At 58.8% G+C, this 12778-nt stretch carries 11 protein-coding genes; 8 read left to right on the top strand and 3 right to left on the bottom strand.

What is annotated here, in order from left to right:
* Nucleotides 1-14: 14 nt before the first annotated feature.
* Both AC07N8_RS26145 and norR read right to left on the bottom strand, forming a co-directional pair.
* Nucleotides 15-917 carry a chemotaxis protein CheV gene (locus AC07N8_RS26145; RefSeq protein ID WP_140668481.1) on the bottom strand — a complete coding sequence of 301 codons (903 nt, stop codon included), beginning with the start codon at nt 915-917 and terminating at the stop codon, nt 15-17.
* A gap of 196 nt (nt 918-1113) precedes the next feature.
* Nucleotides 1114-2664, bottom strand: coding sequence for a nitric oxide reductase transcriptional regulator NorR (gene norR / locus AC07N8_RS26140; RefSeq protein WP_493146531.1), 1551 nt, complete (start codon nt 2662-2664; stop codon nt 1114-1116).
* 148 nt (nt 2665-2812) lie between these two features.
* On the opposite strand from norR, the gene hmpA reads away from it, so the two are divergent.
* The 7 genes from hmpA (at nt 2813) to cyoE (ending at nt 10449) form a co-directional block, all read left to right on the top strand.
* Nucleotides 2813-3994 carry an NO-inducible flavohemoprotein gene (gene hmpA, locus AC07N8_RS26135; RefSeq protein WP_483842859.1) on the top strand — a complete coding sequence of 394 codons (1182 nt, stop codon included), beginning with the start codon at nt 2813-2815 and terminating at the stop codon, nt 3992-3994.
* A gap of 279 nt (nt 3995-4273) precedes the next feature.
* A complete protein-coding gene (locus tag AC07N8_RS26130) occupies nt 4274-4783 on the top strand; it encodes a disulfide bond formation protein B (protein ID WP_123435056.1) in 510 nt (169 codons plus the stop codon).
* Between the two features lie 817 nt (nt 4784-5600).
* On the top strand, nt 5601-6545 hold the full coding sequence (cyoA, locus tag AC07N8_RS26125; protein ID WP_027922709.1) for a ubiquinol oxidase subunit II: 945 nt from the start codon (nt 5601-5603) through the stop codon (nt 6543-6545).
* Between the two features lie 3 nt (nt 6546-6548).
* Nucleotides 6549-8579 carry a cytochrome o ubiquinol oxidase subunit I gene (gene cyoB, locus AC07N8_RS26120; protein ID WP_493146534.1) on the top strand — a complete coding sequence of 677 codons (2031 nt, stop codon included), beginning with the start codon at nt 6549-6551 and terminating at the stop codon, nt 8577-8579.
* Between the two features lie 3 nt (nt 8580-8582).
* Complete coding sequence (locus AC07N8_RS26115) at nt 8583-9209, top strand: cytochrome o ubiquinol oxidase subunit III (protein ID WP_027922711.1); 627 nt, start codon at nt 8583-8585, stop codon at nt 9207-9209.
* Complete coding sequence (gene cyoD / locus AC07N8_RS26110; protein WP_027922712.1) at nt 9209-9550, top strand: cytochrome o ubiquinol oxidase subunit IV; 342 nt, start codon at nt 9209-9211, stop codon at nt 9548-9550. The genes AC07N8_RS26115 and cyoD overlap by 1 nt, the downstream gene beginning before the upstream one ends.
* Before the next feature lie 11 nt (nt 9551-9561).
* Nucleotides 9562-10449 (top strand): heme o synthase, encoded by an 888-nt coding sequence (gene cyoE, locus AC07N8_RS26105; protein ID WP_027922713.1) that lies wholly within the window; start codon nt 9562-9564, stop codon nt 10447-10449.
* Between the two features lie 195 nt (nt 10450-10644).
* Here the strand turns inward: cyoE and AC07N8_RS26100 are convergent, their stop codons facing one another.
* The gene (locus AC07N8_RS26100) at nt 10645-12054 is read right to left on the bottom strand and encodes an aminotransferase-like domain-containing protein (RefSeq protein WP_493146537.1); all 1410 of its coding nucleotides are present in this window, start codon (nt 12052-12054) and stop codon (nt 10645-10647) included.
* 120 nt (nt 12055-12174) lie between these two features.
* Between AC07N8_RS26100 and AC07N8_RS26095 the strand changes: the two genes are divergently transcribed.
* Nucleotides 12175-12669: a RidA family protein gene (locus AC07N8_RS26095; protein ID WP_483842862.1), complete on the top strand. Its 495-nt coding sequence runs from the start codon at nt 12175-12177 to the stop codon at nt 12667-12669.
* The last annotated feature ends 109 nt before the right edge of the window (nt 12670-12778 follow it).

The following is a 12778-nucleotide window of genomic DNA, read 5'->3' as shown; positions in this document are numbered from 1 at the left end:
TCCTCGGCCACCTCTTAATGACCTTGTTCAGCGACAGCCCTGGCCGCCTCGATCAGGCATTTGGTCAGTTCAGGTGAAGAGAACTTGGTCAGCACCGCGTTAGCCCCGGCCAGACGCGCTTTTTCGCTGTTCATCGCACTGTCCAGGGAGGTGTGCAGCAGCACGTACAGGTGCGAGAAGTCCGGTGTTTCGCGCAGGGTGCGGGTGAAGGCGTAGCCGTCCATCTCCGACATTTCGATGTCCGAGACGATCAGGTTGATCTGCTGGGCCGTGCCTTGCAGGTCGAGCAGGCAGTCGATGGCTTCCTTGGCGCTGCGGGCGGTGTGGCATTGCAGGCCGAGGTTGCGCAGGGTGTGCACGGATTGTTGCAGGGCGACCTGGCTGTCATCGACCACCAGAATGCGCGCGCTGCCCAGGACTTCGGCGTCTTCCATGCTCAGCTCGGTCGGGGCCGTTTCGATCTGTGCCGGGGCGATGCCGTGGATGACTTTTTCGATGTCCAGCACTTGCACCAGCGTGCCGTCTACCGAGGTTACGCCGGTGATGTACGAACGCACACCGCCGGAACCAAAGGGTGGCGGACGAATGTCGGTGGTCAGGCAGTGGACGATCTTGCTCACGGCCTGAACATGCAGGCCCTGCTTGGAGCGGCTGACGTCGGTGACGATCAGGCAGCCACCGTTCGGGTCTTCCAGCGGGCGCTCGCCGATGGCACGGCTCAGGTCGATCACCGACAACGAAGCACCGCGCAGGGTGGCGATGCCTTTGACGTGGGGATGCGACTCCGGCAGCCGGGTCAGCGGCGGGCAAGGAATGATTTCGCTGACTTTGAGCAGGTTGATCGCCATCAGCTTGCCGCTGCGCAAGGTAAACAGCAGAAGCGAAAGTGAATCTGCGCGGGCTTTGTTGGAAGACATATGTACCTTCTGGAAAAAGGTGATGGGCGATCGCGGGATTGCCAAAAACTATCGATATCGGGTTATCGACTTGTAGCGGGCAGGCTTTAGAAATTCGGATGAACCGTTTGCCGCCTTCGCGAGCAGGCTCGCTCCCACATTTGATCGGCGTACGACGCGGTCCAGTGTGGGAGCGAGCCTGCTCGCGAAGGGGCCGTCACTTCATCCCCAATCGCTTGGCCATGCGCCCAAGATTCGCCCGGTCCAGCCCCAGCTCACGCGCCGCGCTCGCCCAGTTGTTGTGATGCCGCTCCAGGCAAGCGCTGATCAATTGCCGCTGATAATTCTCCGTGGCTTCACGCAGATCACCGGCCACCAATGTCACGGCGCTGACGACGGGTTGTTCGGTAAGCACCTCATCACCGCCGGTAGGCAACTCCAGGTCTGCCGCACTCAAGCTGAGAATCTTCGGGCGATCCTTGCAGTTACCCAGCGCTTTAAGCGCGCTGCGACCAATCAAATGCTCCAGCTCCCGCACGTTCCCCGGCCAGTTATAGGCCAGCAAGGCAGCCTGCGCATCGCTGTTCAAACGCAGACTGTTGAGGCCCATGCGCGAACGGTTTTGTTCCAGGAAGAAGCCGCTGAGCAGCAATACATCCCGCCCGCGATCGCGCAGTGCTGGCACCAGCAACGGGTAAACGCTCAAGCGATGGTAGAAGTCGGCACGGTAGCGACCGTTGCGCACTTCTTCGGCCAGGTCGCGGTTGGTCGCCGCGATCAGGCGCACGTCAACCGTGTGTTCCTTGTCCGAACCCAGGCGTTGCAACTGACCGCTTTGCAGAACGCGCAGCAGCTTGGCTTGTACCGTCAGCGACAGCTCACCGACCTCATCGAGAAACAGCGTGCCGCCATTGGCCAGTTCGAACTTGCCGCGACGATCATTCATCGCGCCGGTGAACGCGCCACGCACATGACCAAACAATTCGCTCTCCACGAGAGTGTCCGGCAGCGCCGCGCAGTTGAGGCTGATGATCGGTTTGTCAGCCCGGGCGGAGGCGGCGTGAATCGCCTGCGCGACCAGTTCCTTGCCGACCCCGGTTTCGCCGGTGATCAGTACGGTCAGGTCGCTGCCGCCCACCAGGTTGATCTCTTCCACCAGGCGTTTGTGGGTCTTGCTCTGGCCGATCATCTCGCGGTTCTGCTGGCCGCTGGCCTGACGGTAAACCTCGGCGCGCTGGTGTTCGTCTTCGGCGCGGTTGGCCAGGCGTTCGATGCGCTCGGCGGCGTTGACCGTGGCCGCGGCGAGGCTGGCAAAGGCTTGCAGGGCATCCAGCTCGATCGGTTCGAATTGTTCCGGGTCGAGGGCGTCGAGGGTCAACAAGCCCCATGGACGCTCGTCGATAAACAGCGGGCAACCCATGCAGTCATGGACTTCCAGATGATCGTCGAGACCCTCGACCAGTCCGTCGTAAGGGTCGGGCAAGTCGCTGTCGGCGGCGAAGCGGGTCGGGCCGTGACTGCTGAGCAAGGCCTCGAATCGTGGGTGCTCGCTGATTTTAAAGCGCCGGCCCAGGGTGTCCGTGCTCAAGCCGTCGACGGCCAGCGGCACCAACCATTCGCCATCAAGGCGCAGCAGGGCTGCGGCATCGCAGGGGAGCAGGGCGCGCATGGCTTCGAGCAAGCGTCGATAACGCTCGCCTTCGGGCAGTTCGCGGGACAGGTCAGAGACCAGGGGCAGCAGGGCGGTGAGCAGAGATTTTGCAGTCATAGTGACTCCGTGTAGTCGACATGACTATAAATCAGCGTGTGTCGATATGACTACTATGTTTTCAACCTATTGATTTACATGGTTTTAATACTTGGCATGGAAACTGATAAGTCTAAGGAAATACACATCAAGCTCCGGAGTCGTCCTTATGCTTAGCGTTCAAGACCGTGCCATCGTCAAATCCACCGTACCGTTGCTGGAAAGCGGCGGCGAAGCGCTGATTACTCACTTCTATCGCATGATGCTCTCCGAATACCCGGAAGTGCGCCCGCTGTTCAACCAGGCCCACCAGGCCAGCGGTGATCAGCCGCGCGCGCTGGCCAACGGTGTGTTGATGTACGCGCGGCACATCGACCAGCTCGACCAGTTGGGCGACCTGGTGGCCAAAATCATCAACAAGCACGTGGCCCTGCAGATCCTGCCGGAACACTACCCGATTGTCGGCACCTGCCTGCTGCGTGCCATCGCCGAGGTACTGGGCGAAGAAATCGCCACCCCTGAAGTCATCGCGGCCTGGGGTGCGGCTTATGGGCAACTCGCCGAGATTCTGATCGGTGCCGAAACCAGTATCTACGATCAGAAAGAACAGGCGCCCGGTGGCTGGCGCGGGGCGCGGGAATTCATCGTCACGGCCAAGGTTGAAGAAAGCGCGGAAATCACCTCGTTCTACTTCGAACCTGCTGACAAAGGCCCGATTCTTGAGGCAGAGCCTGGCCAGTACATCGGCATGAAACTGATCCTCGACGGCGAAGAGATCCGTCGCAACTACTCACTGTCGGCGCTGGCCAACAAAGGCGAGTACCGCATCAGCGTCAAGCGTGAAACCGGTGGGCGGGCGTCCAACCATTTGCACGATCAGCTGCATGTCGGGTCGAGCATCCAGTTGTTCCCGCCATCGGGTGAATTCACCCTGACGGCCAGCGATAAGCCGCTGGTGCTGATCAGCGGCGGTGTCGGCATTACTCCGACACTGGCGATGCTCGAAGCCGCGTTGGCCACTGAGCGCCCGGTGCATTTTATCCACTGCGCGCGCAACGGCAGCGTGCATGCCTTCCGTGACTGGATCGACGGGATGGCTGAGCGTCATCCGCAACTCAAGCGCTTCTATTGCTACGCCGAAGATGATGGTGTGAGTCCGGCAGCGGACAAGGTCGGGTTGTTGAGCCGGGAGCAACTGGGCGAGTGGTTGCCCGAGCAGCGAGACCTGGATGCTTACTTCCTGGGGCCGAAAGGGTTCATGGCGGCGATCAAGCGCCACCTCAAGGCGTTGGGGGTTCCGGAGAAGCAGAGCCGTTATGAGTTCTTCGGGCCGGCTTCGGCGTTGGAGTAATTCATTGGGGCGACTCGGGAGACCGAGTCGCCTGCTTCGCGAGCAAGCCCGCTCCCACACTTGACCGAGTTCTCTCAGAGGAATGCGGTCAACTGTGGGAGCGAGCCTGCTCGCGAATGGCCGCACCTCGGTCTTAATTCTTAAAAACTGCTTCCAAAGTTAATCCCTTCTTAACCGGCTTATCGTTTATTCCCCCAAATCCACCGGCACGCGCCAGGCTCTCAAACGTCGGGGCCTGCGTGTAGACTGGCGGCAACTGCTATCTAAAAGGGAAACGCGATGAGCGAGGAAACAATGCGATTGGGGCGCGAACGGCGCTATCTGGTGTTACTGGGCATCATCTGCCTGGCGCTGATCGGCGGCGCGCTGTACATGCAAATTGTGCTGGGCGAGGCGCCATGCCCGCTGTGCATTCTCCAGCGCTACGCGTTGTTGTTTATCGCAGTGTTTGCCTTCATCGGCGCGGCCACGCGCACCCGTCGCAGCATTACCGTGTTCGAGACGCTGGTGGTCATCAGTGCCCTGGCAGGCACAGCGGTGGCCGGGCATCACGTCTACACCCAGTTCTACCCGGCGGTCAGCTGCGGCATTGATGTGCTGCAGCCGATTGTCGATGGTCTGCCGCTGGCGAAGATCTTCCCGCTGGGCTTCCAGGTGGATGGCTTCTGCTCCACGCCGTACCCGCCGATCCTCGGTCTGTCGCTGGCACAATGGGCGCTGGTAGCGTTCGTGCTGATCGTGATTCTGGTGCCGTTGCTCACCTCGCGTAACCGTAAAGCGCTGCGCTGAGGCGCTTCGCCGCACTGCTGGGTAGTCCATGAAAACGCCCCGGCCCTCGTTGAGGGGGCCGGGGCGTTTTGCATTTTCAGAGGCCAGGTAAAAAGACCGTGATGCGTGACAAGCACGGGTGCGACACGTGTGCGACATGTTGTCACAGCGCGAGTGTCGCAAGGCATTTCAAGGCGCTGAATTGGCATGGGGGCGGGCAACAAAATTGGTCTGTTGCGGCGGCTCATCATCTGGCCCCGGCAATGCAGGAACAGGCAGTTTTAACAGGGGCTGGCGAATTGCCCTAGCCCTTGTCTCATAGGGGGTTGAGCAGTGTCGTGGGAGGGCGCAGCAGCCCCGAAGCTGTCTGAACTGCGCAAGGTAGACCTACTAATTTTGGTGTTTTTGTTGAGAATCGATTTCGATACCATGCCGGACTTTTGCGAAATCCGTTAATGATTGTTGCTGGAATGGATAAAAATTATTTCGGGATGAGACATGGTTTATGAATCGTTACATATCTACAATCGCCCGCACTGAATTCCCGGCACTGCTCAGCATGAGCAGAAAGTAGGGCGTCGAGAGGCTTGAACGCCTCATGCGACTCCCAGGTGTCGGAGCCTTCCAACTATCCGCACCAAATGGAATTGGTCTGTAACAAGGCCTTTGACCACGAATTCGAATAAGAACTTACCGCTGTCCCAGGATTTGTCGAGCAGCGTCTGACGCGCGACGGGCGGCCCTTATTCAATCCAAGAAAAATGCCAACCCTTGGCAGGGTGAAGTGTTGGCGATCAAAACCCAACTGCATTGCGCAAGCTGCTTTAGAGGTCGTGAGATGAGTAAAAACAGGTACCCCAGACTACTAGGCTTATTGCCGCTGATTGGCACATTGTTGCTGTCAGGCTGCAACATGACCTTGCTCGATCCCAAGGGCCAGGTTGGCCTGGACGAGCGAAACCTGATCATCACCGCAACGCTGCTGATGCTTCTTGTCGTGGTACCGGTCATCGTCATGACCTTCCTGTTCGCCTGGAAATATCGCGCCTCCAACACTGACGCCGTCTACACGCCGAAGTGGTCGCACTCCACCAAGATTGAAATCGCGGTGTGGGCCATTCCAGTCCTGATCATCATTGCCCTGGGTTACGTCACCTACAAGTCGACCCACGCTCTGGATCCGTACAAACCTCTGGAATCCGACGTCAAGCCGATCACCATCCAAGTGGTATCGATGGACTGGAAGTGGCTGTTCATCTACCCGGAACAAGGCATTGCCACGGTCAACAAGATCGTCTTCCCGGCCAACACGCCAATCAACTTCCAGATCACCTCCGACACCGTGATGAACTCGTTCTTCATTCCGGGCCTGGGCGGTCAGATCTACGCGATGGCGGGCATGCAGACCAAGCTGCACCTGATCGCCAATCAGAATGCTGAATTCGACGGGATCTCCGCCAACTACAGCGGCGCGGGTTTCACCGGCATGAAGTTCAAAGCAATCGCCACCTCTCAGGCGGACTTCGATGCCTGGGTCAGTGATGTCAAGAAGGCACCTAAACAGCTTGAAAAAGCTGAATACGAAGCCCTTTCCAAACCAAGCCAGAACAATCCAGTAGCGCTCTACTCCTCGTTCACGCCGAACCTGTTCCAGACCATCGTCGACAAGTACGAAGGCATGAAACCGGGTCCGAAAGTGGACCACGAGAAGAAAGAGAAAGAAGTGGCCCAGATGGAAGGGATGGACATGAGTTCGCATTCAGCTGCCGGGGCAGAGGAGTAAACGATGTTTGGTAAATTAAGTTGGGAAGCGGTCCCGTTCCACGAGCCGATCGTGATGGTGACCATCGCCATGATCGCCCTCGGCGGTCTGGGCGTATTCGCTGCAATCACCTATTTCAAGAAATGGACCTACCTGTGGTCCGAGTGGCTGACTTCGGTCGACCATAAGAAAATCGGCGTGATGTACATCATCGTCGCCATGGTCATGCTGCTGCGCGGTTTTGCCGACGCCATCATGATGCGTACCCAGTTGGCCTTGTCCACCGAGGGTTCGCCTGGCTACCTGCCGCCTGAACACTATGACCAGATCTTCACCGCTCACGGTGTGATCATGATCATCTTCATGGCGATGCCATTCTTCACCGGCCTGATGAACCTTGCAGTGCCGCTGCAGATCGGCGCGCGTGACGTTGCCTACCCGTTCCTGAACTCCCTGAGCTTCTGGCTGCTGATGTCTGGCGTCGTGCTGGTGAACGTGTCCCTGGGTGTCGGCGAATTCGCCCGTACCGGTTGGGTTGCGTATCCACCGCTGTCGGAACTGGGCTACAGCCCTGGCGTGGGTGTGGACTACTACATCTGGGCGCTACAGCTATCCGGGCTAGGTACGACGCTGACCGGGGTCAACTTCCTGGCCACCGTGCTGAAAATGCGTACCCCGGGCATGAAACTGATGGACATGCCGATCTTCACCTGGACCTGCACCTGGGCCAACGTGCTGATCGTCGCTTCCTTCCCGATCCTGACCGCTACCCTGGCTTTGCTGACGCTTGACCGTTACATGGATTTCCACATTTTCACCAATGAACTTGGTGGCAATCCAATGATGTACGTCAACCTGTTCTGGGCGTGGGGTCACCCCGAGGTTTACATCCTGATTCTGCCGGCGTTCGGGATCTTCTCCGAAGTCATCTCGGCGTTCTCGGGCAAGAAACTGTTCGGCCACCACTCGATGATCTACGCCTCGGGCGCGATCTCGATCCTGGGCTTCATGGTTTGGCTGCACCACTTCTTCACCATGGGTTCGGGTGCCAACGTCAACGCCTTCTTCGGTCTGGCGACGATGCTGATCTCGATCCCGACGGGGGTGAAGCTATTCAACTGGCTGTTCACCATCTACCAGGGCCGTCTGCGCATGACCAGCCAGGTTCTGTGGACCCTGGGCTTCATGGTGACCTTCGCCATCGGCGGCATGACCGGCGTACTGCTGGCCATCCCGGGTGCTGACTTCGTTCTGCACAACAGCCTGTTTGTAATTGCTCACTTCCACAACGTGATCATCGGCGGCGCCGTATTCGGCTACATCGCTGGTTTCGGCTTCTACTTCCCTAAAGCGTTCGGCTTCAAGCTGCACGAAGGTTGGGGCAAGGCAGCGTTCTGGTTCTGGATCTCGGGCTTCTTCGTCGCGTTCATGCCGCTCTATGCATTGGGCTTCATGGGCATGACCCGTCGTCTGAACGCCACCACCAACCCTGAGTGGGTGCCGTACCTGTACGTTGCAATGTTCGGTGCGGTCATGATCGCCTGCGGGATTGCCTGCCAGTTGATCCAGCTGTACGTCAGTGTTCGTGACCGTAACAAGCCGGAAAACATGTGCGAACACGGTGACCCGTGGAATGCCCACACGCTGGAATGGTCGACCTCGTCGCCACCACCGTTCTACAACTTTGCCGTACTGCCAAAAGCCGACTGCATCGACCCGTTCACTGAAGCCAAGGAAGACGGTACTGCGTACCAGACTTCGGTCAAGTACGAGCCGATCCACATGCCAAACAACACCGCGACCGGCCTGGTCATGGGTGCTCTGTTGACCGTGTTCGGTTTCGCGATGATCTGGCACATCTGGTGGATGGCCATCTTCGGCCTCGCCGGCGCCGTGATCTACTTCGTGATCCACGCTGCCCGTGATGACCAGGGCTACATGGTGCCGGTCGACGTGATCGAGCGCACCGAAGCCGAGCAGCGCAAACGTCTGGTAGCCGCAGGGAAAATCCCGGCCACTGCCACCCGTGTTGAAACCTCGTTGGAACAGGCTTAAACCATGTCGAACTTAGTGACCAATGCTGGACACACCCATGTCGATGGACATGGGCACGATGACCATCACCACGACTCGGGCGAGATGACCGTATTCGGTTTCTGGCTCTACCTGATGACCGACTGCATTCTGTTTGCGTCGATCTTCGCGGTGTACGCGGTACTGGTTAACAACGTAGCGGGTGGCCCGTCGGGCCACGACATCTTCGAGCTGCCATACGTGCTGGGCGAAACCGCCTGCCTGTTGTTCAGTTCGATCACCTACGGCTTCGCCATGCTGGCGTTGTTCAAGGGCAACAAGAAGGCGGTATTGGGCTGGTTGGCCATCACCTTCCTGTTCGGCCTGGGCTTCATCGGCATGGAGATCAACGAGTTCCACATGCTGATCTCCGAAGGCTACGGTCCTAACCGCAGCGGCTTCCTGTCCGGGTTCTTCACCCTGGTCGGTACCCACGGTCTGCACGTGACCAGCGGTCTGATCTGGATGGCGATCATGATGTATCAGGTGCAGAAAAACGGCCTGACGGCGACCAACAAGACCCGTCTGAGCTGCCTGAGCCTGTTCTGGCACTTCCTGGACGTGGTGTGGATCTGCGTATTCACCGTTGTTTACCTGATGGGGACCCTGTAATGGCTAACGCACACTCCCACGATGGCCACGGCCACGACGACAGCCACGGCAGCGTCAAGTCCTACGCCATCGGCTTCATCCTGTCTGTGATCCTGACGATCATTCCTTTCGGCCTGGTGATGTACCCGTCGCTGCCGAAAGCCATGACCCTGTGGATCGTACTGGCCTTCGCAGTGATCCAGGTGCTCGTGCACCTGGTGTACTTCCTCCACCTGGACCGCTCCGCTGCCCAGCGTAACAACGTGATCGCGTTTGTCTTCGCTGCACTGGTAATCGTCCTGTTGGTAGGCCTGTCGCTGTGGATCATGTTCAGCATCCACACCGTCATGATGGCGCACTGAGGAAAGTCCGGATGTCCTTTAAGCACTTTATCCAAATCACCAAACCGGGGATCATTTTCGGTAACGTGCTTTCTGTGGCGGGCGGATTTTTCCTGGCCTCGAAAGGGCATGTCGATCTGGCCATTTTCCTGGCCGCCATGATCGGCACGTCCCTGGTGGTGGCTTCCGGTTGCGTGTTCAACAACTGCATCGACCGCGACATCGACCTGAAGATGGAGCGCACCAAGAACCGGGTGCTGGTCCAGGGCTTGATCTCCCTGAAACTGGCCCTGGCCTTTGCGACCGTCCTGGGTGTTGCCGGCGTTGCGTTGTTGTACAAGGTGGCCAACCCGTTGGCCGCGCTGTTCGCAGTGATCGGTTTCGTCATCTACGTCGGCTTCTACAGCCTGTACCTCAAGCGCAAGTCGGTTCACGGCACGCTGGTGGGCAGTCTGTCGGGCGCCATGCCGCCGGTGATTGGCTATGTCGCTGTGACCAACAGCTTCGACATGGCCGCACTGACGTTGCTGGTGATGTTCAGCCTGTGGCAGATGCCGCATTCCTACGCCATCGCGATCTTCCGCTTCAACGATTACCTGGCCGCATCGATTCCGGTGCTGCCAGTGAAGCGCGGGATCCAGGTGGCCAAGAAGCACATCCTGATCTACATCCTGGCCTTCCTCGTGGCGACCTTGATGCTGACCTTCAGCGGTTATGCCGGCATGAGCTACCTCGCCGTCGCCGCGGCCATGGGCATGTACTGGTTGTACATGGCCTGGACCGGTTACAAGGCAGTGGATGATACGGTCTGGGCACGCAAGCTGTTCGTGTTCTCGATCTTCACCATTACCGCGTTGAGCGTGATGATGTCCCTGGACTTCAAAGTGCCGACCGAGCTGCTGCTGACGTACGCGCCGTAAGCGTCGGATGCTGTAAACAAAAGCCCCGCCTTCGAGAGAAGTGCGGGGCTTTTTGTTGGGGGCTTCTTTTGGTCCGTGTCGCCCCCTTCGCGAGCAGGCTCGCTCCCACACTAGACCGCATTCCAGCTGGGGAAACGCGGTCCAATGTGGGAGCGAGCCTGCTCGCGAAGGCCGCACCTCGGTCTGTCGGGAACCTCATCTATCAAGCAACCGGAAAAACCGCTCCCGCATCTGCGGATCATCACTATGCGCAACATTGAAGCGCAGAAAACCATTGGCGTCGGCCGCTTTGCTCAACATACCCCCGGGCGCCAGCACCAGATCATTCTTGAGGCCTTTGTCGGCAAGGGTTTCGGCATTCAACCCGTTGGGCAAACGAGCCCAGATGAACAGCCCTTCACCCGGCACCGACGACACCGAGCACCCAGCCTCCACCAGCCAGCGCGCCACGCGACTGCTCGATTCATACAAGCGATCCACCGTGCGCCGGATGTGTTTGGCGTAGCTGCCATTGCTGAGCATGGTGCAGATGATCTGTTCCGCCAGTTCCGAGGTCACGCCGCCGATGCTCATCTTCAGGTTGATCATCCGGGCCGCCAGTTGCGGTGACAACACGGCGTAGCTGACCCGGCTGTTGGCGGTCAGGGTCTTGGAGAAACCGGACACGTAACTGACATTGTCCAGCCCGCTCGCAGCCAGGCGCGGGGTGCGTCGTTGCTGGAGATCGCCATACAGGTCATCTTCAACAATGTGCAAACCGTAGCGGTGACTCAACTCCAGCAGGCGATACACCTGCGCCGCCGAAAACGAGTGCCCGGTCGGGTTATGCAGGGTGCTGTTGGTCATGTAGAGCACAGGGCGATGGGCGATCAGCCTGTGCTCGAACGCCTCCAGATCCAGCCCGTTGCAATCGCGGGGAACGGTGATGACCTTGGCGCCGTGCAACGCCAGATTGGTGTGCAGGTTGAAGTAGCACGGATCGTCGAGCAGCACCGTATCGCCGGGTTTTATCAACAGGCGCATCAGTTGGTCGATGGCCTGCATGGTATTGGCGGTGGTGATGATTTGTTCCACCGGCACTTCGATGCCAAAGCCCGATAACTTGACCCGCAATGCCTCGCGCAGCGGCCGATAACCACCGACCTCACCGTATTCGCCCATGCGCAGCGATGTCGCGCGAAGGGTGCCGCGCACGGCTTTGAGCAGATCTTCGGCGGGCAGCCAGGAACCGGGCAGAAATCCACAGCCGGGACGTAGCGCGCCGTTATCCAAAAGAATCGCACGGCGGACACGGCTGAGGGTGTCTTGCGGTTGCAGATCCGGGGCAATAGCGGTTGGGGGCTGGGTGCTTGCCCGGTGGACGTAATGTCCCGAGCCCTGGCGTGAGACCACCAGCCCCTTGGCCCGCAATCGGTCGAGGGCGTCCACAACGGTGGATTTTCCGACGTTCATCAACTCGGAGAGCTCGCGAATCGGCGGCAACTTGGCCCCGTGCGGCAGGCCTCCCTGGCGGATTGCCTCGGACAGCTGATCGACAATCTGCTGCACCAGCGGCACTCCCGGCTGGAACTCGATGGCGGCGATCACAGCGCGCTGAGCCTGCATTTTACTGGTCTCCCTGGCAGTAAAGTTCGCTGGATTCTATACGAACTTGCCCTGATCAAGAGAAGCGTCTGTCTCTACCATCAAAATCGCGTTTGCATGGTGGATCAAGAGGAACAAGTGATGATTAAGCAAATAACCCGCGACGAACGTTTCCTCGAGATGGCGAAAGAGCACGGCTTCGATATCTACGACGAGAACGCGGCCGGGGGGCATTACGCGCCACTGCTTCGGCATGACGATGAGCTGTATGTCAGTGGCCTGGTGCCGCGCATGAACGGCAAAATCCAGTACCCGGGCCGGGTGGGCCTGGAGCTCAATCTGGCCGATGCGCAAGAGGCCGCGAGCATCAGCGCGATACGCGGTCTGGCATTGATCCGCGAGGCCGTTGGTTCACTGGATAACGTCAAGGCACTGCTTCGTGTCACCGTTTATGTGAAATCCACGTTCGATTTCGTCGACCTCAGTGAGGTGGCCAACGGCGCCTCGGATGTCTTCACCCATGTGTTGGGTGATGCCGGCAAACATACGCGCACGACGGTGGGTGTTTACCAGTTGCCGAAAAACGCGCCGGTGGAAGTGGACATGATCGCGGCGCTGCATCCTTCGATTTCCTGATTTTTGCAGGCAATAAAAAGCCCCGCTGCAAGGGCGTAATGCTGTTCACTTAAGTATTTGAGTCTCAGCAAGGCTTCATCGAAAATCCGATGCCAGACCTCTGGCATCG

It is taken from the genome of Pseudomonas sp. GW821-FHT10C09, assembly GCF_059415465.1.
The sequence above is the reverse complement of the archived record's forward strand: the minus strand, read 5'-3'. Positions and strand labels throughout refer to the sequence as shown.